This window comes from Sphaerisporangium sp. NPDC004334 (genome assembly GCF_053602655.1).
The window spans coordinates 1-2,732 of the sequence record NZ_JBSGDZ010000076.1; the positions used below are offsets into that span (position 1 = coordinate 1).

Annotated in this window: 1 protein-coding gene; it reads left to right on the plus strand. The window is 72.2% G+C overall.

All coding sequences use genetic code 11. The features are described 5' to 3' along the window. Positions 1 to 39: 39 nt before the first annotated feature. A partial coding sequence (locus ACWEN6_RS40795; protein WP_452577575.1) for an SDR family NAD(P)-dependent oxidoreductase occupies positions 40 to 2,732 on the plus strand: 2,693 nt, incomplete at its 3' end.

Below are 2,732 nucleotides of genomic sequence, written 5' to 3' on the forward strand. Positions count from 1 at the left end.
GCGGATGCGTGCCGGTTGGTGGCTGCTCGTGGCCGGTTGATGCAGGGGTTGCCGTCCGGTGGGGCGATGGCGGCGATCGGCTGCGGCGAGGATCTTCTTGCCCCGGTGCTGGCCGGGTATGGCCGGGTGGCGGTGGCGGCGGTGAACGCGCCTGGGTCGGTGGTGGTCTCCGGCGCCACCGATGAGGTGGAGCAGGTGGTGGAGTGGGCGCGGCAGCAGGGGTACCGGATGCGGCGGTTGCGGGTGTCGCATGCGTTTCATTCGCCGTTGATGGAGCCGATGCTGGAGGAGTTCGCCGCGGTGGCGGCGTCGCTTGTGTTCCATTCGCCGACCGTGGCGCTGGTGTCGGGGGTGAGTGGGCGGCCGGCCGGGTCGCAGATCACCGAGCCGGGCTATTGGGTGGAGCATGTGCACCGGCCGGTGCGGTTCGCCGATGTGGTGACCACGCTGCGCGGGCAGGGGGTCGGCTGTTTCATCGAGGCGGGCCCGGACGCCCAGCTGGCCCCGATGATCGAGCAGACCCTCGCCCACCACGACCACGCCGGCGAGGAGCATTTGGGCGCGAGCGGTGGTGGGGACGGCGGCCACGCCCAGGTCCGCGGTGCCGGCGGTGGCGGTGGCGGTAAAGACGCAGAGCCTCCCTCAGTGGTGGCGCTGCTGCGCCGCGACCGGGACGAGACCGCTCAACTGGTCGCCGGACTGGGTCAGGCATGGACCTGTGGCACCGGCGTGGACTGGACCGCCTGGCCGGCCTGGACCACCGGAGCCGGACCGGCCGGACCGGCTGGGACCCGCGTCGGCGACCTGGATCTGCCCACCTACCCCTTCCAGCATCGCCGTTACTGGCTGCAGGCGGCTCCGACCGGTGACCCGGCCGCGCTCGGTCTGCGTGCCGCCGACCACTCGATCCTTGGTGCGGTGGTGGAGCAGCCCGACGGCAGCGCCATCCTGACCGGCCGGCTGTCGCTCACCGCTCAGTCCTGGCTGGCCGACCACGCCATCAACGCCACCCCCATCCTGCCCGGCACCGCCTTCGTCGAACTCGCCCTGCGCGCCGGAGACCAGGTCGGCTGCCCCACCATCGACGAACTCACCCTGCACGCCCCGCTGGAGCTACCGAGTCGGGGTCAGGTGACGATCCGGGTGGTCGCCGGCCGATCCGCCGTGGACGGGCGGCGGCCCGTGGAGATTCACTCCATCGGCGAAGACGGTGTCTGGCTACGGCACGCCACCGGCATCCTCTCCCCCGTCCCCGCTCCCGGCTCGGCGGCGGCACACGAGTTCGCCGACTGGCCACCGCCGGGCGCCGAACCGGTCGACGTCACCGGCCTCTATCCGGCGATGGCCGACCGCGGCTACGACTACGGCCCCGCTTTCCGCGGCCTCACCCGAGCCTGGCGCCGCGGCGAGGAGGTCTTCGTCGAGGTGGCGTTGGCCGACGGGGTGGAGGCAACGGGCTTCGGCGTGCACCCAGCGCTGCTCGACGCGGCCCTGCACGCCACCGACCTGCTTCCCGATCACGAGCAGGACACTGCGTTGCCGTTCGCCTGGCGCGGGGTGTCACTGCATGCCGACGGAGCGCGTGCGGCGCGGGTCAGGCTGCGCCCGGACGAGGAGTCCGGGGTTCGACTCGACCTCGCCGATCCTGTGGGCCGGCCGGTGGCCACGGTGACGTCACTGGCTTACCGCCCGGTGCCCGCGCAGTGGTCGAGTTCGCGCTCTGCGGCGCACCAGTGGCTGCACGAGGTGGTGTGGCGCCCGATGGACGTGACGGTGTCGTCGGGTGGCATCGGCGCGAATCTGGTGATCGATGCCACCGAGTGGGCCAGGGTCGGATCCGCCGACAGTGGGACGCTGGACCGCCTGCGCCGTGGAGTCGGTTCGGTGCTGGCCCGCTTGCGCGAGTGGCTGACCGGTGAAACGAGAGCTGACGCCCGGTTGGTGGTGGTGACCCGGGGTGCGGTGGCCGTGGCCGACGGCGAGGTTCCCGATCCGGCGCAGGCTGCGGTGTGGGGGCTGGTGCGGGCCGCTCAGTCGGAGGAGCCGGGTCGGATCACGTTGGTCGATCTGGAAAGCGACGCCGAGACGGCACCCAATGAGGTGGCGCCTGCGGGTGCCTCGCTGGGCCGAAGCGGTGACGAGGTGACCGACGCGGTGGCGGCGGCGCTGGCCTGTGGTGAGCCGGAGGCGGCGGTGCGCGGCGGCCGGCTGTGGGTGTCCCGGATGACGCACGTGGCATCCCCCGACGTGGACGGTGGAGTCCTCCCGTCGCTCGGGGAAGCCGGTCAGGTGGGCGGTGCGGATGCCGAGGTCGTGTGGCCGGTCGATGGGACGACGTTGGTCACTGGTGGTACCGGTGGGTTGGGTGCGTTGGTGGCGCGGCATCTGGTGGCGGCGCATGGGGTGCGGCATCTGCTGCTGGTCTCTCGCCGGGGTCTGGATGCTCCTGGGGCGGTCGAGCTGCGTGATGAGTTGGCCGGGCTGGGCGCCGAGGTTGTGGTGGCCGCCTGCGACGTGGCCGATCGGGACGCTCTGAGCGCTCTGTTGGAGGGGGTTGGCGGGGCGTGGCCGTTGCGTGCGGTGGTGCATGCGGCGGGGGTGGTGGATGACGGGGTGGTGTCGTCGTTGTCGGCTGAGCGGGTGGAGGCGGTGCTGCGGCCGAAGGTGGATGCGGCGTGGCATCTGGATGAGTTGACGCGTGGTGGGGGCGTGTCGCGGTTTGTGGTGTTCTC